Here is a 16,541-nt window from a genome sequence, read left to right as displayed (position 1 = left end):
GGGCAGGCGTCGACATGTGGGGGGCATGGCGTCGGCGCGCGGTTCGTCCACAGCCGGGAACCAAGCGGAATGGGCCGTATCCACAGGCTTACCCGCAGCTCACGCGGGCCTGGCAGACTGACGCGCCAAGGCGCAGGAACGGCGCGAGGAGTTCCACGCAAGGAGATCCGGAATGTCCATGGCAGGGAATCTGCGGAAGGTCACGAGCCTCGGCGGGGTCGGTGGTCTTCGCAAGGTGGCTCGGCTGGCCCGGCGACGCCCCCGCGTCGATCTGAGCCACCCGGCCCGGTCCCCGCTGGGCTCCTCGGTGGTCAACTGCGTGACGTACCGGGACGGAGTGCGCGCCCCCGCGCGCGGCGATCTGGTGGACGCCGTGGAGCGGGTGCGCAAGAGCCGGGAAGGCTTCGTGTGGCTCGGTCTGCACGAGCCGACGGACCAGGAGTTCGCGGGCATCGCCGAGCTCTTCGATCTGCACCCGCTGGCCGTCGAGGACGCGATCGAAGCCCATCAGCGCCCCAAGCTGGAGCGGTACGGCGAGACGCTCTTCGCGGTGTTCAAGACGGTCTGCTACGTCGAGCACGAGGAACTCACCGCCACCAGCGAGGTGGTGAACACCGGCGAGATCATGGTGTTCGTCGGCGCGGACTTCGTGATCACGGTGCGGCACGGCAGGCACGGCTCCCTGGGTCCCCTGCGCGAGGAGCTGGAGTCCGATCCCGGCCAGCTCGCCAAGGGCCCGTCGGCGGTGCTGCACGCGCTCGCGGACCACGTGGTGGACGACTATCTGACGGTCACGGACTCGGTGCAGGCGGACATCGACCAGGTCGAGACGGACGTGTTCTCGGAGGCCGGTGCGCGGACCGACCCGGGGCGCATCTACCAGCTCAAGCGTGAACTGCTGGAACTGAAGCGGGCGGTGGTGCCGCTCAGCCGGCCGCTGGAGGATCTCGCCACCCGGCCGATCCGCGCGGTCGACCCGGAGATACAGGCGTACTTCCGCGACGTCTCGGACCATCTGCTGCGGGCCAAGGAGCAGATCGCGGCCTTCGACGAACTGCTCAACTCCATCCTCCAGGCACACCTCGCGCAGGTCACGGTCGCGCAGAACGAGGACATGCGGAAGATCACGGCATGGGCCGCGATCGTCGCCGTGCCGACGATGGTCTGCGGGGTGTACGGCATGAACTTCGATCACATGCCGGAGCTGCACTGGCGGTACGGCTACGGCATGGTGATCGGCGTGATATCCGTCGCCTGTCTCGCGCTGTACCGGGGCTTCCGGCGCAGCGGCTGGCTGTGACGCGGGCCGTGACGTGCGCCGTCGGCGCATGAGGGCGTGACCCGCGCCGTCAGCGCGTGAGGCCGTGACTCGCGCCGTCAGCGCGTGCGGCGATGACCTGGGTCCGGTGCGGTGGAGTCCTGTCCGGCGGAGGCCGGCGGGGTCAGCGCGTCGCGGTCGAGGGGTCAGTGCGTCGCGGTCGTGGCGTAGACGCTCTGCGCCCAGGAGGCGATCTGGTCCTTCGCGAGGTGCCGGACGAGGTCGGCCTCGCTGATCATGCCGACCAGGCGCTTGTCCTGGATCACCGGCAGCCTGCGGATCCGGTGCTCCCGCATCTCGCGGAGCACCTCGCCGACATCGGCGTCCGCGTCGATCCAGCGTGGCGTTCCCTTGGCCATCTCGCCCGCGGTGACCCGGCCGGGGTCGTGGCCCATGGCGACGCAGCCGACGACGATGTCGCGGTCGGTGAGGATGCCGCAGAGCCGCTCGTTCTCGTCGCTGATGGGCAGGGCGCCGACGTTCAGTTCACGCATGAGCTGGGCGGCCCGGTCGAGGGTCTCGTGGGCGGGGATCCACTGGACGCCGCGGTGCATGATGTCTCCGGCGGTGGTCATGGAGTGCCTCCCGGTGCCGGACGGCCGGCGCGGCGCCGGACGCACCGCGAGTCCCGGCGCCCTTCATTCTCGCCGCGCCACCGGATGCCCGCACACGGAACCCGCCGCCACCGGCCGGGCCCCGGCTCGGCCTCCGAGCCGCCCAGCGACCTGTCGGCGCAGCTCCTCAGCACCTCAGCCGCTCAGCCGCTCCACGCGGGATGGCGAGGGTCGTCGGCGCGCACCAGGACGTCGGCCGTGCTCACCGGATCCGTCTCCTGCTCGTAGCGCTCGAACGCCGGAAGGGTCCAGTGCCCGGCCTCGGGTGTGCGACGGCGCAGGGCGCCCGGGGAGAGGAGGACGTGGACGCTCAGATCGAAGGGGAACCAGTGCCGAAGGAGGAAGGGTCCGTGCAGCAACAGCACTCCACCTGGCGGGAGTTGGACGTAGGGACTGCGGGTCGCGCGGTCGGCGTCCGGGTCCCACAGGTCGGGCAGGACGCGGCCGTCACCGCCGGCTTCCAGCGGGCCGAACACCTCACGCCACAGGGCGCCCGTGTCGTACCAGCCGCTGTAGTAGGCCTCGACGTCCTGGTGACCGTACTCCAGCCGTACGGAGGCGGGGCGCAAAAAACCCTCCGTCCCCACGACGAGCGACGAGCGGCCGCGTACGCGCAGCGCCTCGGAGATCCGGCCGGCGAGGTCGCCCGGGCGGGCCGCCGGGGCGCCGTCGAGGGCGACACGAAGCCAGGGAGAGCCGTCGGCGGGCTTGAGGCCGAGCAGCCGCTCGGCGAGCAGGTCGCCGAGCCGTTCCCAGGTGATCGCTTCGAGTCGCACAGGGCCCATGATGCGTCAGACCGGGACGGGAGACGTCGCGTCCAGCGCTGCCGCGCAGGGGCGGGGACCGGATCGCCTGGGTCTGTAGGGACATGCGTAGTTCGCTCCGCCGTCAGGGGGAATGAACCTCTCATGGCCCCCCGCACGATGCTCCCGCCCCTGACCGGACTCCTCGTCTTCCAGCCCCTCAGGCGGCGTCACTGCGCCGAGTGCCGGCGGGGGCCGCTGCCTGCGCTCGTCCTCGAGGACGGTGCCCCGCGCTGTCTCGACTGTGCCGACCTCGCTCATCTGGTGTTCCTGCCGAGCGGTGACACCGCGCTGACCCGCAGGTCGCGGGAGGAGAGCACGCTGTCGGCGGTGGTCGTGCGGTTCAACCGGCGCAAGGGCCGGTACGAGCGGCAGGGGGTGATGGTCGAGGAGGCGGCGCTGGCGAGGGCGGAGCAGCGGTGTCTCGCGGACGGCGAGGCGAGACGGCGGCGCCGGGTGCGGGACGCGCGGCGGCGGGCGGCTCAGGACGCCTTGTTCGCCCAGGCGTTCGCGGCCGAGATCCTGCGGCTGTTTCCGGGGTGCCCACCCGATCGCGCGCGGGCCATCGCCCTGCACGCCTCGGAGCGGGGCAGCGGGCGGGTGGGCCGCAGCGCGGCGGGGCGTGCGCTGACCGAGGGGGCGGTGACCTCGGCGGTCGTCGCGTCCGTGCGGCATCTGGACACGCCGTACGACCGGCTGCTGATGAGCGGCGTGCCGCGACACGAGGCGCGGCGGCGGATCACGCCGATGGTGGCGACGGTGCTGAGGGGGTGGACCGAGGCGGGGGTCGGTTCCGCCGGGTGAGGCGGGAGGCCCCGCGACGCCCGGCCTCGTGCCGTCCCTCGACGCCAGGCCCTTCGACGGGCCGTGGACGTTCGCTTATGGCGCCGCGCCGTTCGGCCATGGTCAGGGTGCCCGTGGGGGGAATTCACTGGGATCGAGAAAGGGTGCCGGGCGGGATGCCGGCTCGACGGACGGGAGAAGACATGATCGGCGGACCGTACTTCACTCTGACGGTGCTGGGGGTGCTCGGGACCGGTCTGGTGGCCGGGGTGTTCTGCGGGTTCTCGACCTTCGTGATGCGGGGCCTCGGCATGCTGCCGCCCGCGCAGGGGGTGGCCGCGATGAAGGCGATCAACGTCGCGGCGGTGACGCCGCCCTTCATGGTCGTGTTCCTGGGCACGGCCGTGCTGTGTGCCGTGATCGCGGTGGTGACGTTCGTTCTGTGGCCGCAGGAGGGGGCGGTGGAGCTGCTGGTGGGCAGCGCGCTGTACCTGTTCGGATCGTTCGGGCTGACCATGGTCGCCAACGTGCCGCGCAACGACGCGCTGGCGGAGCTGGAGCCGGGCTCACGGGAGGCGGCGGCGTACTGGCCGTCGTATGTGCGGGAGTGGACGCTGTGGAACCACGTGCGCACGGCCGCCTCGGCGGGAGCGGCACTCGCGTATGTGCTGGCCCTCACCTGACCCCCGCCCGGGCCCATCCGCCACCGCCGCCCGCGGCGACAGGCACCGCCCCTCAGGGGGACGTATCGTGGCGAAAGAGCACGAAGCACGGCCCGTCACACGCGCACGCAAGGAAGACGGCCATGGCCGATCCCAAGGGTTTCATGACCACGCCCCGCCAGGAGTGGCCGCGCAGGCCGGTCGAGGAACGGGCGCGCGACTGGGACGAGGTGTACGTCCCCGGGGCCCTGCTGCCGATCATCAGCGAGCAGGCGGACCGGTGCATGGACTGCGGCATCCCCTTCTGTCACGACGCCTGTCCGCTGGGCAATCTGATCCCCGAGTGGAACGACCTGGTGTCCAGGGACGACTGGCGGGCGGCCGCCGAGCGGCTGCACGCGACCAACAACTTCCCGGAGTTCACCGGCCGGTTGTGTCCGGCACCGTGTGAGGCGGGCTGTGTGCTGGCGATCAACCAGCCGGCCGTCACCATCAAGAACGTCGAGTGCGCGATCGCCGACCGGGTCTGGGAGGAGGGCTTCGCGCCGCCGAGGCCGCCGGAGCGGTTGTCCGGCCGGACGGTCGCGGTGATCGGTTCGGGACCGACGGGGCTGGCCGCGGCCCAGCAGCTGACCCGGGCCGGGCACACGGTCGCCGTGTACGAGCGGGACGACCGGCCCGGCGGGCTGATGCGGTACGGCATCCCGGCGTTCAAGATGGAGAAGCACCATCTGGAGCGGCGGCTGGAGCAGATGGGGGCCGAGGGGACGAAATTCCGGACGTCGACGGCGGTCGGGCGGGACATCGGGGCCGACGAGCTGCGGACCCGCTACGACGCGGTGGTGCTGGCCACCGGTGCGACAGCCTGGCGTGAACTCCAGGTGCCCGGGCGTGAACTGACGGGCATTCACCAGGCGATGGAGTACCTGCCGCTGGCGAACCGGGTGTGTGAGGGAGATCTGGAGGCGTCCCCGCTGTCGGCCGCCGGGAAGCACGTGGTCATCGTCGGGGGCGGTGACACCGGGGCGGACTGCCTGGGCACGGCCGTCCGGGAGGGCGCCGCGTCCGTGACCCAGCTGGACATCTACGCGCTGCCGGACGCGGAGCGCGACGAGGACACCGAGCCGTGGCCGACGTACCCGATGCGGATCTACCGGCTGTCCGCCGCCCATGAAGAAGCCCGTGACCTGCGCACCGCCCCGGTCGCGGACGCGGACGCGCGGCTGTTCGCGGCGTCCACGCTGCGCTTCGACGGTGACGCGCGGGGACATGTGCGCTCACTGCACCTGGTCGAGGTGGACGCGCGCCGCCGCCCGGTGGAAGGCACCGGGCGGCGGCTTCCCGCCGACCTCGTGCTGCTCGCCCTGGGCTTCTCGGGGCCCGACCGGGAGGACGGCCTCGTCGACCAGCTGGGGCTGGAGCTGGATCCCCGCGGGACGATCGCGCGGGACGCCGGTTTCGCCACGAACGTGCCCGGGGTGTTCGCCGCGGGGGACGCGGCCCGGGGGCAGTCGCTCATCGTCTGGGCGATCGCCGAGGGGCGTGCGGTGGCGGCGGCCGTCGACCGTCACCTGACGGGCAGTTCGAGACTGCCGGCGCCGATCGGACCGTACGACCGGCCGATGGCGGTGTAGCGCCCGCCCCGGCCGCCCTGCCGGCCGAGGGATGCCACCGATCGTCCCGACCCGGGGGCGTCCCCGCTCGTCCAGCCCCCACGACATCCCAGGGCGTCACCGTTCGTCCGTTCCCGCCACCTTCCGCGTCGCCAGCGCCACCCGGTTCCACGTGTTGATCGTGCAGATCAGGGCGATCACCTGGGCCAGTTCGCCGTCTTCGAACTGTGCGGCGGCCCGTGCCCAGACGTCGTCCGGGACCCCGGCGTCGGCGACAAGGGTCAGTGCGTCCGTGAGGGCGAGGGCCGCCTGTTCCCGCTCGGAGAAGAAGTGGCGGGCCTCGCGCCACACGGCGACCATGTGCAGCCGGTCCTCGCTCTCGCCGGCCTTGCGGGCGTCGTTGGTGTGCATGTGCAGGCAGTACGCGCAGTGGTTGAGGTGCGAGGAGCGGATCTGGATCAGCTCGACGAGCGCCGGGTCGAGGCCCTCGCGGGCGGCGGCGTCGAAGGCGATCAGGCTCCGGAAGGCCTTGGGCGCGGACTTGGCGAACTCCAGCCGGACCGGGGCCGCCTGGGTGTCGTACATGCTCGTGTGCGTCGTCATGCCCTCGAATCTACGAGGCGGATAGACCCGCTGTAGGGTGCATTTCCATGGCGACATCGTGGGTCAATTCCGCGGAGGGCATCGGGTCCGATCTGCATCTGGAGCTGACCGGGCCGGGCGGCAGGCGGGCGGCGCTGATCCGGGCCCTGCGGGAGGCCGTGCGCAGCGGACGGCTCGCTCCGGGCACGCGGCTGCCGCCGTACCGCTCGCTCGCCGCGGACCTCGGCGTCGCCCGCAACACGGTGGCGGACGCGTACGCGGAGCTCGTCGCGGAGGGCTGGCTCACCGCACGGCAGGGCTCGGGCACCCGGGTCGCCGAGCGCGCCGAGCCGCTGCGGCCCGCCGCTCGCGTGCCCAAGAAGGCGCCGCCCCGCGCGCGTGGCCCCCGGCACGATCTGAGACAAGGCACGCCGGACGTCTCGGCGTTCCCGCGCACCGCGTGGCTGGCCTCCTACCGGAGGGCTCTCCAGCAGGCCCCCAACGAGGTGTTCGGTCCGGGCGATCCCGCCGGGCGGCCGGAGCTGCGCGAGGCACTCACGGAGTACCTGGCTCGCGCGCGGGGCGTGCGGACCGAGCCGGGCCGGATCGTGATCTGCTCCGGTTTCGCGCACGCGCTGCGGCTGCTGTTCGCGGGTGGTGTCCTGCGCGGGCCGCTCGCGGTGGAGGCGTACGGGCTCGGGTTCCACCGGGAGATCCTGGCCGCGGCCGGGGTGCGCACGGTGCCGCTCCCCCTCGACGAACACGGCGCGCGGGTGGACCGGCTGGGGCGCGAGCGGGCGGTGCTGCTCACGCCGGCGCACCAGTTCCCGACCGGCGGCCCGCTGCATCCCGAGCGCCGGGCCGCCGTGATCGACTGGGCACGCGCGCGTGACGGGCTGGTCCTGGAGGACGACTACGACGGGGAGTTCCGCTACGACCGCAAGCCGGTCGGTGCCCTCCAGGGGCTCGACCCCGAGCGGGTGATCCACATCGGCTCGGTCAGCAAGAGTCTGTCGCCCGCGGTGCGGCTGGGCTGGATGGTGCTCCCGGAGCGCTACGCGGGGGCCGTCCTGGCCACCAAGGGCGAACGCGAGGCGTGGGCGAGCGTCCTGGACCAGCTGAGCCTTGCGGACTTCATCGCCTCCGGGTCGTACGACCGGCAGGTCCGGAGGATGCGGCAGCGCTACCGCGGCCGCCGGGACCGGCTGGTCGCCGCGCTCGCCGAGCACGCGCCGCACGTCGAGGCCACCGGCGTCGCGGCCGGGCTGCACGCGGTGCTGCGGCTGCCGCCCGGCACGGAGGCGTCCGCGGTCAAGGCCGCCGCGTGGCAGGGCATCGCCCTCGACGGCCTCGCCGCGTTCCGGCACCCGAAGACGGACATGCCCGCGGACGACGGCCTCGTCGTGGGCTACGCCACGCCCTCCGAGCACGCCTACGGACCGGCCCTGGAGGCGCTGTGCGGTGCGCTGCCGCCGCCGTGACCGCCCCGAAGCGGAACCCGGCGCCCCAAGCGAAAATGGAAGCCCCCGGAAGGACTACGCCTTGCGTCCGACCGCCCCGTAGCCCGGGATCACCCCGTCGTCCTGCCCCGGTACCGGCTCACCCAGCTCCGGGTGCCAGCGGTGCGGCACCTCGACGCCGGGTTCGACGAGGTCGAGGCCGTCGAAGAAGCGGGTGAACTCCTCGCGGGAGCGCAGGGCGAGGGTGACTCCGGCGGCGCGCAGCTTCTCCGTGGCCGCCTTAGACTCCTCGGGGGTGAAGTCGGCGGTCGCGTGGGTCATCACCAGGTAGCTGCCGGAGGGCAGTTCGGCGACCAGCCGGCGGACCAGGTCGTGGGCGCCGTCCTCGTCGGAGACGAAGTGCAGGAGGGCGACGAGCGACAGCGCGACGGGCCGGGTGAGGTCCAGGACCTTTTTCGCGCCCTCCCAGATGGCGTCCGGGTCGCGCACGTCGGCCTGGAGGTACTCGGTCGCGCCCTCGTCCGTGCCGCGCAGCAGGGCCGCCGCGTGGGCGAGCACGATGGGGTCGTTGTCGCAGTAGACGACCCGGGCGTCGGGGGCGGTCTCCTGGGCGATCTGGTGGAGGTTGGGCTCGGTCGGGATGCCGGTGCCGATGTCCAGGAACTGCCGTACGCCGTTGCCGGCCAGCCAGCGCGTGGTCCGGTGCATGAAGGCACGGTTGACGCGCGCCATCACCGGCACCCTGGGGTCCAGGGCGAGCATCTGCCGGCCCATCTCCTCGTCGACCGGATAGTTGTCCTTGCCCCCGAGGTACCAGTCGTACATCCGCGCGGGATGGGGTCGGGTGGTGTCGATCTGGACGGCCGAGGTGGGGTCCTGCCCGGTCATGTGGCACTCCGTAAGGCGCAGAGGGTGGTCATTTCAGCACCGGCGATTCAGTGACGACGCAGGGAACGCGAGGAACGCAAGCAACGTGAGGAAGTCGGGCGACGGCGACGGCGATCGCGTCAGGACAGCAGGAAGTCCGCCTCCCCCGCCTTCGCCCCCTCGATGAAGGCCGTCATCTCGGCCGTGGTGTAGATCAGCGCGGGGCCGTCCGGGTCGGTGGACTGGCGCAGCGCGATCCGGCCGTCGGCGAGTTTCATCGCCTCCAGGCAGTTGCCTCCGTTTCCGCCGCTCCACGGCTTGTGCCAGCCTTCGCTGCCCAAGTCACGCGCGGGCATGCCGTTGTAGACGTGTTTGCGCGGCTTGATGCGATCCATTCACAGCTCCTTGCGGAGATCCCGGAGGATCTCCTTCGTGCGATGTGCCGTAGCGGCCTGCGCCGCCATGCGGTCCATGACCTCCAGGTGGGTGGCCACCTCGGTGCGCGCGTCGAGATAGACCGCGCCGGTCAGGTACTCGCTGTAGACCATGTCCGGCAGTTCGGGCATGGCGAATCGGAACAGCACGAACGGCCCGTACGTGCCCGGGTGCGGCCCGTTGGCGAACGGAGCGATCTGCAGCGTCACGTTGGGCATCCCGGTGGCGTCGAGCAGTTTGTCGATCTGGGCCCGCATCACCTCCGGACCTCCGACCGGGCGCCGCAGCGCGGTCTCCTCCATCACGACCCACAGCCGGGGCGCGTCCTCGCGCGTGAGCAGGTCCTGGCGCCGCATCCGCAGCGCGACGTGACGCTCGATGTCCTCGGGCCGGGTCTGGCCGATGGCGCCCGACCGGAGCACCCCGCGCGCGTAGTCCTCGGTCTGGAGCAGCCCGGGGACGAAATGCGGCTCGTAGCTGCGGATGACGCCGGCCGCGCCCTCCAGGCTCACGTACATCGAGAACCAGCCGGGCAGGATGTCGTGGAAGCGCTGCCACCAGCCGGGCCGGTTGGCCTCCTCGGCCAGCCGGACGAAGGCTTCGGCCTCCTCGTCGGAGATTCCGTACGCCTTGAGGAGCAGTTGCAGGTACGGGATTTTGAGCGCGACCTCGGCCATTTCCATCCGGCGGACCGTGGCGGGGGCGACGCGGAGGATGCGCGCGGCCTCCTCGCGCTTCATCCCGGCGCGTTCCCTCAGATCCCACAATCGTCGGCCGAGTACGACCTGGCCGACCGTCGGTGCGGACCGCGGTTCACTCACGCTCCACCTCCATGAAGAGTTCTGACGTGCCGACCGAAAAAGACGCTGACAGCCCGGCGGCGCCATTCGAAGACCTTTTCGAGAAGATGAATCCGAACATGCGTTTCGAACGAATCTTCGAGGATCTCAACTGGCGCCGCGCGGGGTGCTGTTGCGAGCAGTGTGCCACGGCCTTCCAGACCGTCACACAGCACTCTGCAATTTTCAGAGTGACACTTGCCAAGTGTTCACGGCGGGGCGATAGTGGCAAGCGTGATTCCGTCCGCGCCCTTAGGAACAGATGCCGCCGCAGGCCCTTCCGGCCTTGGCGCCGCCGCCGGAGAGGCTCCCCTCGGGGTCGCCGCCGAGCGCCGGTTCCGTTTCGAGCTGGCCGCACATCCCGGCTCCCCCGCCCGGGCCAGACGCCTGACACAGGCCCGGCTGACCGGCTGGTCGGTGTGCGAGGACACGTGCGACAGCGCGGCCCTGGTGGTCTCCGAGCTGGTCACCAACGCCATCGTGCACACGGCGAGCACCCACATAGTGTGCGAGCTGCACGACGGCGACGACCTGGTGCGGATAGCCGTGCGCGACGAGGGCTGCGCCCCGGGCCAGCCCCACGCGGCCAGCCGGACGCGGCCCGAGGAGGAGCACGGGAGGGGACTGCTCCTCGTCGACGCCCTCTGTCACGCCTGGGGCGCCCATGAGGACGGCCCCGGACTGCTGGTCTGGGCCGAGCTGCCCCGCACGGCGGCCGAGCCGCCCGACACGGTGGCCGAGCCGCTCCGCACGGCCGACGCCCCGGGTGAGCCCGCCGGGCCCCGAGCCGACCTGGGCTGGGGCGCCCGACCGAAGCGTGGCCCTTCCGACGACGGGGACGACCACGGGGACGACACCTCCCGGGCGCGCCACCGCCCGGGCGCCCCGGAGGTTCCCCCGCAGGAGCGCCGCCACGACCGGGGGCGCGCATGAGCCCTGTGCACTCGGGCCGTGTGCTGACCCTGGACACACTGGTCCGCGCCGGGCGCGGACTGCGGGCACCCGGCCAGGCCTTGCGCCTGCCCGTGCCCGACGGCATGACCGCCCCGCTCGGCTGCGACGCGGTCGCGGTCCCCGCCCGCGTCGGCCCGCTGGTGATGCCCCGGCTGCCCCGTGTGGGCTGCGTCTACGCCGATGCGACGCACTGGTGGTGGCTGGTTCCGTCGGACTCCGACCACGCCTTGGAGTGGCCCGCCCCGGCGCGCTACGTCACCGGCGCGGTCGTCCCGGACCTGCTCGAGGTCCCCGACCTGATCCACCGCCCCGACGGCACGCTTCCCTACACGCCGCCGATCCCCCTCTACCTGGCCCTGTGCCGGGCCACGGGAACGGCACCGTCCTGGTCCCGCCCGGTCAGCGCGTAGACACGCCTCACCGAGGAGCCGCCGGCCACCGGCCTCCGGGGGAGCTCTACGCCGAGCCGTACGCGCTCAGGCGGAGCGTTCCACCCCGTACGCCCGCCCACCGGGGCCGTTCCGGAGGCGGGCGGGAGCATGCCTCAGGCCGTGGCGTCGGCCACGTCCCCGCTGCGCACGATCACCAGGAACATGTCCGAGGCGAGGTCCATGACGACCTCTGCGGGCAGACCTTCCCGTCGCCGCGCCTGCGCGAACTCCTCCGCAGGCCAGGAGCCGCGCGGCCCACCGGCGGGAAAGCGCTCGAGCACTGTTCGCCCGTTCACCCTGCACCTCCATGTAGCGCTGTACTCGTAGAGTTAAACGCCAACCATGGGGTCAACGGCTCGCGAAGTGACGGTTCTGAGACGTAGTTGACACGCGTTCACCGCTAAGTGTGACCAACCTCTCAGCTTCTTGGCGGATGTGTTCACTTTCCGTATCAGTCGTCGTACTCGTCGTGATACCGGACGCGCTCACTTCCCGCAGGCGCACCAAAGGCCGACGCACGCCCCTTGGGTTCCTCCCACTCCTTCTGCCGACCCAGTGCGGTGAGGTCGAGCAGGCTGGTGGTGGAGCCCAGGCCGTCCAGGCCACGCTCGTAGGTCGAGTAGGTGTGGAAGACCCGGTCGCGGTCCCGCAGGAAGCAGCTGAGGCCGGGCCGCTCCACGAGCTCGCCCTCGCGCTCCAGGGTCACCTCGAAGTCACGGTTGAAGTCGCTGCCGTACGACGAGTACCAGGGCAGCGTCCAGCCCATGCGCGCCTTGAACGGCAGCAGCCTCCGGTAGGGGGCCCGGGACACGGCAGCGAACGAGGTGTCCCGCGCCGCGAGGTGGGCGAGATGCCCTATTTGGTCCAGGAATCCGGAGCAGCTGCGGCAGCCCGCGTCCCACTCGGGCGCGAACATGAAGTGGTAGACGACGAGCTGGCGCCGGCCCTCGAACAGGTCGAGCAGGGTGGCCTTGTCTCCCCCGAGCGGGGACGTGCCCCCACCGCCCTCGAACACGTACTCCTTGTCGACCTCCACCATGGGCAGACTGCGCCGCTCGGCGTTGAGCGCGTCCCGGGCGCGGGTGACGGCCTTCTCCTTGAGCAGCAGTTCGGCACGCGCCGCGCGCCACTGGCCGCGCGAGACGATCTCCGGAAGCGACATGGGCCCTCCTGTGACAACGGTCCGTCGCCAGTGGTGACCGGCGGGAGGGGCGGAACTCATCGCCGCGCGGGAGGATTTCCGGCGCGTGGGCGCGGGCCCTCAGCTGTCGTAGTGCCCCAACTCCATGCCCCGTCGGTGAGGTTGGCCTCGACCGGCCAGACCACGTCGTTGAACCACTCCTCGGTGGGGAGGTCCTCGGCCAGGCCGCGCAGCGCGACCATCGACGCGTGCGTGTGTCGACCAGGCCGGGCAGGGCGACCTGCCCGGAGGCGTCGATCCGCTCGGCGGCGGGCGGCTCCGCGGCCTCGCAGGTGGTCGTGACCGCCTCGACGGCACCGTCCCGTACGACGATCGCGGCGTCCCGTGTGAACCCGACCCGCTCTTGATCGTCGTGCGTGAGGACGGTACATGCGCTGATGATGAGCTCGGCGGGACTGTCCGCGGCAGAAGACGTCACCGCGCCGACGTACGACGGTGTCGTAGGGCGGCACGGGCCGAACCGCGCATCCCGTCACGGCTCTGTCGCGGGGCGGCCCGGGCGCGCACCCTGGCCTCATCACCCCGTCTGTCGGCTTCTGAAAGGAGCCCGGCATGCTCCTCGGCACCTGGAACCTGGAGAACCTCTACCGGCCCGGCGGCCCGTACGGCCCGAGGGACGAGGCCGGCTACGAGGCGAAACTCGCCGCGCTCGCCGCCGTCGTCACCGAACTCGATCCGGCCCTTCTCGGGGTGCAGGAGGTCGGGGACCCCGAGGCCCTGAAGGACCTGGCCGGCATGCTCGACGACGACTGGCACGTCACCCTGTCCGAGCATGCCGACAACCGGGGCATACGCGTCGGGTTCCTGAGCCGTACGGCGGTGACGGTGGTGGCCGACACACGGGCGTTCCCCGCGGAGCTGCGTCCCGTGCAGGCGGACGATTCGGGGGTGACGGCGGGGCAGGCGGGGCGGGGTGTCCTGGCGGTCGAGGCCGACGGCGGGAACGGGCCGTTGCGGGTGGCGGTGTGCCACCTGAAGTCGAAGCTGCTGTCGTATCCGAACGGCCGGTTCCACCCACGCGACGAGGGCGAACGGGCCCGTTACGCGGCCTACGCCCTGTACCGGCGGGCGGCCGAGGCGAGCGCCGTGCGCGCCGTCGCGGACGAACTGCTCGACGGTGACGGGCAGGGCCGGGACGTGGCGATACTGGGCGATCTGAACGACGAGGTGCAGGCGGCGACCACACAGATCCTGCTCGGCCCGCCCGGCTCCGAGATCGGCACGCCGGGCCACGACCGGCCCGACCGGGGCGACGCGACGCGGTTGTGGGACGTGGCCCCGCTCATCCCGCCCGGGCAGCGCTGGTCCCGGGTGAACTCCGGGCGCCGGGAGCTGATCGACCACGTGCTGCTGAGCCACCGCCTGGTGCGCCGGGCGTCGGCGGCGGGCACGGGTCTGCCCGGCGAGGGCCCGTCCCCGCTGCCGTCGGTCGGCCCGGACCCGGCGCAGCGCCGGGGCGCGCCCGGGTCGGACCACGCTCCGGTGTGGGTGCGGGTCGGCGTCTGAACCGCCGGTGGCAGGGCGCCCGCAGGGGCGCACGCGGGAGGCCTCGTGCGGCGGTGTCGCTAGCCGGCCAGGGGTGTCCGGGGCGGGCGCAGTCCCACCCGTTCGCCCCGGCCCGCGAGTTCGGCGAGCACAGCCGTGAGGCGTTCCTCGTGGCCGGGCCCGATGCGGCCCGTGTCGTCGAGGTGCACGGCACAGGCGGTCGTGGTGTCGACGAGGCGTTCAAGGAGGTCGGCCACCTCGTCCGCGCCCTCGGTGTGCCGGGCGAGGGCGGGCAGTTCGTGCGCGGCGAGGGAGATGGCCGAACGGGCCTCGGCCAGGGTGCGATAGGCCTCGCGGCGCAGGGTCCAGCGGGTGGCGCGGTGGTCGGAGGGGGTGCCGGAGGTCCCGATGCGCGGGGCGTCGGCCTCCTCGAGGACGTGCGTGAGGTAGGCATGAGCGGCCTGATTCGCCGTCGCGAGCCGGGCGCGTACGCCGCCGCCGCGCTGGCCGGGCATCGGCAGGTGGCCGACGATCAGCACGATCACGCAGGCCAGCAGTGTCTCGCCGATCCGGCCGGCGGAGGCCTGGGCTTCGCCGCCGACCATGACCAGCGCGAGGACGAGGACGGTGGCGACGGCGGTCTGGGCGGCGAAGTGGCGGGTGGCGACGGGGATGAGTGCCCCGCTGAGGGCGACGAGCGCGACGAGCCCGTCCGGGCGGGGCAGGACGGCGGCGAACCCGGCGAAGAGCAGGGCCCCGAGGACGGTGCCGGCGGCCCGGTTCAGGACCCGTGAGGCCAGCGGTCCGAGGTCGGGTTTGACGAGGAATACGGCGGTGGCGGGCAGCCAGTACCAGTGCTCGTGCTGCCCGTACCACTGGCTCCGGTGCAGGGCCTGGGCGACCGCCGCGCTGGCCCCGAAGCAGAGGGCGACGCGCAGTCCGTACTCGCGCCCGGCGCTGCCGAGGGCGGCGCGCAGCCGGTCCCGGGCGCCGCGGGGCCTGGTGTGCAGATCGCCGCCCCGGCCCCGGTCGAACACCTCGGCCGCGTGCAGGAGGGCGTCGTCGAGGGCGCGCAGCGCGGGTGCCGATCGGGACGGCGCGGGCAGCGGCCCGGTGGGGGTATTGCCGCGTACCGCGGCGGCGAGTCGCCGGGGACCCTCACAGGCCCGCTCGGTGACGGCCTCCCCGGCCCAGGCGAGGGCGGTCGCGGCCTCGGCGAGGGGCAGGGCCGCGGCGTACTGCGCGTGAAGCCGCCGCTCGGTGGACGAGGAGGCGTACCGCCGCAGCCGCGGCCCGGCGAGGGCGTCCTGGGCGTGGTCGAGGGCGGCGGTCAGCGCGGTCCGGCGGCGGATGGCGTCCGGCCCGCCGGCGGCGTCGAGCAGCTCGGCGACGGCTTCGTACACACGGGCGACGGCAGCCCGCTCCCCGTCGAAGCGGAAGTCGCCGGCGAGGGAGCCGGGCGTGGGCAGCACGAGCCGCAGCACGAGCAGCCATCCCGCCCCGGCGAGATAGGCGAGCGCCCGTTCCCAGCCCGGCTCGGGCAGGGGCATTCCGGCGCCGATGGCCGCGCCGACGAGCAGCTGGGTCCCGACGGCGGACGCGACGGGCCCGACGGCGCTCATCCCCCCGGCGACGAGCCCGACGGCCGTGAGCACCACGGTGAGCACGACTGCCCCGGTCCCCTGCCCGGTGTACGTCCCGATCACGAGCCCCACGGCGCCGCCCAGGGCGGGCACTCCGATCCGCTGGACGGAGACGCGCCGGCTCCCGGGCCGGTCGTTGATCCCGGCGAGCATGGCGGCGACGGCGGCGACGACGCCGAGGGAGGTGAGACCGGTCCGCACGGCCACGAGCAGCAGGGGCCCGGCGGACAGGGCCCCCCGCGTCACGGCGCTCCAGGGCACGGGCCCGCGCTGCGTGCGCAGGGCGTGCGCGAGCCAGGGCGGCAGGTGCGGGGTGTTGCGGCGGGACACGGGGCTCCTGTCGTCTCGACGAGGGCGGGGATGGGCCTTCGGGCGACGGTGGCCGGGGCGGGGTGTGGCTGTCCACGCTGGGCGGGTTCCTGGAGGATAGGTGGCCGGAACGCGCCGGGCGGCTCGGAAGCGGCGTTCTTTATGTACGCAATCAAAATTTATGTACGCAATCAAAAAACGAGCCGCGGCAACCTTCGCGCGGCCGGCGGCCACTGGTGAGGAGTGAGCGTGCCCCGGCAGCCGTCGCCTCGCCGTCGCCCCACAGGCCCACACCGGCACCGGCAGTGAAGCGCCCCGGGGCCTCCCCGACTCCGAAGCCCTCCACGGCCACCGCGACGGCGGCCCCGGCGCGGCCCTCCCCCACCGCCACCCGGCCGTCCGCAGCGCGTCCGGCGTCCGGCACGGCGGGCCTGGCCGGCCGGATCAGGCCCGGTGTCACCTACGACGGCGTCGCCACCCACTACGACGCCAAGGACGGTGACGGCGCCTGCCTGTACGGCCCGAGCCCCGATCTGCTGGTC

Annotated in this window: 17 protein-coding genes and 1 pseudogene; 8 read left to right on the top strand and 10 right to left on the bottom strand. The window is 72.8% G+C overall.

The genetic code is table 11. From position 1 onward, the window contains the following. Positions 1 to 172: 172 nt before the first annotated feature. A complete protein-coding gene (locus tag AB0I06_RS20245) occupies positions 173 to 1,300 on the top strand; it encodes a magnesium and cobalt transport protein CorA (protein ID WP_363120194.1) in 1,128 nt (375 codons plus the stop codon). 164 nt (positions 1,301 to 1,464) lie between these two features. Here the strand turns inward: AB0I06_RS20245 and AB0I06_RS20240 are convergent, their stop codons facing one another. Both AB0I06_RS20240 and AB0I06_RS20235 read right to left on the bottom strand, forming a co-directional pair. Then, entirely contained in the window at positions 1,465 to 1,893 is a 429-nt protein-coding gene (locus AB0I06_RS20240) for a CBS domain-containing protein (RefSeq protein ID WP_363120193.1), read from the bottom strand. A gap of 182 nt (positions 1,894 to 2,075) precedes the next feature. After that, positions 2,076 to 2,717 carry a uridine kinase gene (locus AB0I06_RS20235; RefSeq protein WP_363120192.1) on the bottom strand — a complete coding sequence of 214 codons (642 nt, stop codon included), beginning with the start codon at positions 2,715 to 2,717 and terminating at the stop codon, positions 2,076 to 2,078. A gap of 123 nt (positions 2,718 to 2,840) precedes the next feature. Here AB0I06_RS20235 and AB0I06_RS20230 point away from each other — a divergent pair, with 123 nt between their 5' ends. The 3 genes from AB0I06_RS20230 to AB0I06_RS20220 all read left to right on the top strand — a co-directional run bounded on the left by AB0I06_RS20230 (position 2,841) and on the right by AB0I06_RS20220 (position 5,814). Then, the gene (locus AB0I06_RS20230) at positions 2,841 to 3,539 is read left to right on the top strand and encodes a DUF2293 domain-containing protein (RefSeq protein ID WP_363120191.1); all 699 of its coding nucleotides are present in this window, start codon (positions 2,841 to 2,843) and stop codon (positions 3,537 to 3,539) included. Positions 3,540 to 3,721: 182 nt separating this feature from the next. Next, a complete protein-coding gene (locus tag AB0I06_RS20225; protein WP_363120190.1) occupies positions 3,722 to 4,201 on the top strand; it encodes an anthrone oxygenase family protein in 480 nt (159 codons plus the stop codon). 122 nt (positions 4,202 to 4,323) lie between these two features. Then, entirely contained in the window at positions 4,324 to 5,814 is a 1,491-nt protein-coding gene (locus tag AB0I06_RS20220; protein ID WP_363120189.1) for a glutamate synthase subunit beta, read from the top strand. 96 nt (positions 5,815 to 5,910) lie between these two features. On the opposite strand, the gene AB0I06_RS20215 is transcribed toward AB0I06_RS20220, so the two are convergent. After that, a complete protein-coding gene (locus tag AB0I06_RS20215) occupies positions 5,911 to 6,396 on the bottom strand; it encodes a carboxymuconolactone decarboxylase family protein (protein ID WP_363120188.1) in 486 nt (161 codons plus the stop codon). Positions 6,397 to 6,443: 47 nt separating this feature from the next. Here AB0I06_RS20215 and AB0I06_RS20210 point away from each other — a divergent pair, with 47 nt between their 5' ends. After that, entirely contained in the window at positions 6,444 to 7,856 is a 1,413-nt protein-coding gene (locus AB0I06_RS20210) for a PLP-dependent aminotransferase family protein (RefSeq protein ID WP_363120187.1), read from the top strand. Between the two features lie 54 nt (positions 7,857 to 7,910). Here AB0I06_RS20210 and AB0I06_RS20205 read toward each other — a convergent pair whose 3' ends face one another. The 3 genes from AB0I06_RS20205 to AB0I06_RS20195 form a co-directional block, all read right to left on the bottom strand. Continuing rightward, a complete protein-coding gene (locus AB0I06_RS20205; RefSeq protein ID WP_363120186.1) occupies positions 7,911 to 8,723 on the bottom strand; it encodes an SAM-dependent methyltransferase in 813 nt (270 codons plus the stop codon). A gap of 119 nt (positions 8,724 to 8,842) precedes the next feature. Beyond that, entirely contained in the window at positions 8,843 to 9,097 is a 255-nt protein-coding gene (locus AB0I06_RS20200) for a DUF397 domain-containing protein (protein ID WP_248501366.1), read from the bottom strand. Next, a complete protein-coding gene (locus tag AB0I06_RS20195) occupies positions 9,098 to 9,958 on the bottom strand; it encodes a helix-turn-helix transcriptional regulator (protein WP_363120185.1) in 861 nt (286 codons plus the stop codon). It abuts the gene before it with no gap. A gap of 243 nt (positions 9,959 to 10,201) precedes the next feature. Here AB0I06_RS20195 and AB0I06_RS20190 point away from each other — a divergent pair, with 243 nt between their 5' ends. Then, positions 10,202 to 10,909: an ATP-binding protein gene (locus AB0I06_RS20190; RefSeq protein ID WP_363120184.1), complete on the top strand. Its 708-nt coding sequence runs from the start codon at positions 10,202 to 10,204 to the stop codon at positions 10,907 to 10,909. Next, complete coding sequence (locus AB0I06_RS20185) at positions 10,906 to 11,340, top strand: hypothetical protein (protein ID WP_363120183.1); 435 nt, start codon at positions 10,906 to 10,908, stop codon at positions 11,338 to 11,340. The genes AB0I06_RS20190 and AB0I06_RS20185 overlap by 4 nt, the downstream gene beginning before the upstream one ends. 134 nt (positions 11,341 to 11,474) lie before the next feature. Here the strand turns inward: AB0I06_RS20185 and AB0I06_RS20180 are convergent, their stop codons facing one another. The 3 genes and pseudogenes from AB0I06_RS20180 to AB0I06_RS20170 form a co-directional block, all read right to left on the bottom strand. Further along, a complete protein-coding gene (locus tag AB0I06_RS20180) occupies positions 11,475 to 11,657 on the bottom strand; it encodes a hypothetical protein (protein WP_363120182.1) in 183 nt (60 codons plus the stop codon). Positions 11,658 to 11,812: 155 nt separating this feature from the next. Next, on the bottom strand, positions 11,813 to 12,523 hold the full coding sequence (locus tag AB0I06_RS20175) for a DUF899 domain-containing protein (protein WP_363120181.1): 711 nt from the start codon (positions 12,521 to 12,523) through the stop codon (positions 11,813 to 11,815). Between the two features lie 131 nt (positions 12,524 to 12,654). Beyond that, positions 12,655 to 12,980, bottom strand: a pseudogene (locus AB0I06_RS20170) (amidohydrolase); the annotation flags it as partial. Positions 12,981 to 13,114: 134 nt separating this feature from the next. Here AB0I06_RS20170 and AB0I06_RS20165 point away from each other — a divergent pair. After that, entirely contained in the window at positions 13,115 to 14,068 is a 954-nt protein-coding gene (locus tag AB0I06_RS20165; RefSeq protein ID WP_363120180.1) for an endonuclease/exonuclease/phosphatase family protein, read from the top strand. A 59-nt stretch (positions 14,069 to 14,127) separates the two neighbouring features. Here AB0I06_RS20165 and AB0I06_RS20160 read toward each other — a convergent pair whose 3' ends face one another. Next, a complete protein-coding gene (locus AB0I06_RS20160; protein WP_363120179.1) occupies positions 14,128 to 16,020 on the bottom strand; it encodes an FUSC family protein in 1,893 nt (630 codons plus the stop codon). Positions 16,021 to 16,541 lie beyond the last annotated feature (521 nt).

It is taken from the genome of Streptomyces sp. NPDC050674 (genome assembly GCF_040654575.1).
GTDB lineage: Bacteria > Actinomycetota > Actinomycetes > Streptomycetales > Streptomycetaceae > Streptomyces.
This window is presented reverse-complemented; position numbering and strand designations above follow the sequence as displayed.

What these genes read in the sequence shown, in the direction of transcription:
- AB0I06_RS20245 (WP_363120194.1), top strand. Translation starts at nt 173, where the DNA reads ATGTCCATGGCAGGGAATCTGCGGAAGGTCACGAGCCTCGGCGGGGTC.
- AB0I06_RS20240 (WP_363120193.1), bottom strand. Translation starts at nt 1,893, where the DNA reads ATGACCACCGCCGGAGACATCATGCACCGCGGCGTCCAGTGGATCCCC.
- AB0I06_RS20235 (WP_363120192.1), bottom strand. Translation starts at nt 2,717, where the DNA reads ATGGGCCCTGTGCGACTCGAAGCGATCACCTGGGAACGGCTCGGCGAC.
- AB0I06_RS20230 (WP_363120191.1), top strand. Translation starts at nt 2,841, where the DNA reads ATGGCCCCCCGCACGATGCTCCCGCCCCTGACCGGACTCCTCGTCTTC.
- AB0I06_RS20225 (WP_363120190.1), top strand. Translation starts at nt 3,722, where the DNA reads ATGATCGGCGGACCGTACTTCACTCTGACGGTGCTGGGGGTGCTCGGG.
- AB0I06_RS20220 (WP_363120189.1), top strand. Translation starts at nt 4,324, where the DNA reads ATGGCCGATCCCAAGGGTTTCATGACCACGCCCCGCCAGGAGTGGCCG.
- AB0I06_RS20215 (WP_363120188.1), bottom strand. Translation starts at nt 6,396, where the DNA reads ATGACGACGCACACGAGCATGTACGACACCCAGGCGGCCCCGGTCCGG.
- AB0I06_RS20210 (WP_363120187.1), top strand. Translation starts at nt 6,444, where the DNA reads ATGGCGACATCGTGGGTCAATTCCGCGGAGGGCATCGGGTCCGATCTG.
- AB0I06_RS20205 (WP_363120186.1), bottom strand. Translation starts at nt 8,723, where the DNA reads ATGACCGGGCAGGACCCCACCTCGGCCGTCCAGATCGACACCACCCGA.
- AB0I06_RS20200 (WP_248501366.1), bottom strand. Translation starts at nt 9,097, where the DNA reads ATGGATCGCATCAAGCCGCGCAAACACGTCTACAACGGCATGCCCGCG.
- AB0I06_RS20185 (WP_363120183.1), top strand. Translation starts at nt 10,906, where the DNA reads ATGAGCCCTGTGCACTCGGGCCGTGTGCTGACCCTGGACACACTGGTC.
- AB0I06_RS20175 (WP_363120181.1), bottom strand. Translation starts at nt 12,523, where the DNA reads ATGTCGCTTCCGGAGATCGTCTCGCGCGGCCAGTGGCGCGCGGCGCGT.
- AB0I06_RS20165 (WP_363120180.1), top strand. Translation starts at nt 13,115, where the DNA reads ATGCTCCTCGGCACCTGGAACCTGGAGAACCTCTACCGGCCCGGCGGC.